The organism is Peribacillus sp. SIMBA_075 (assembly GCF_046534585.1).
This window is the reverse complement of the sequence record NZ_JAWRYN010000871.1, coordinates 1-262: the sequence shown is the minus strand read 5'-3', so window position 1 is coordinate 262 and position 262 is coordinate 1. Positions and strand designations below refer to the sequence as shown.

The following is a 262-nucleotide window of genomic DNA, read 5'->3' as shown; positions in this document are numbered from 1 at the left end:
CTGCCGCGCTTGCTTGACGATAATGCCTCCCTCTGGATAGTGACCGCCGAAATAAATCATGTCCGGATTTTTCGCCATCACCTGATTAAGAACAGCCGTATAATCCTTCTCTCCGACCGTCACGCCTTCGTAACCGAGAACCTCGATTCCATCTTTTTCAAATTGAACTTTGACCTCGCCAGTCAAGCCTTGGCCGTATGAGGTTTTGTCATGGAGAATAAACACACTTTTTACCCCTAGCGCCGATTTGGCATACATCGCC

At 48.5% G+C, this 262-nt stretch carries 1 protein-coding gene; it reads right to left on the bottom strand.

Translation table 11 applies throughout. From position 1 onward, the window contains the following. Positions 1-262, bottom strand: a 262-nt coding sequence (locus SB775_RS30735; protein WP_410865049.1) for an ABC transporter substrate-binding protein, incomplete at both ends; no start/stop codon positions are given.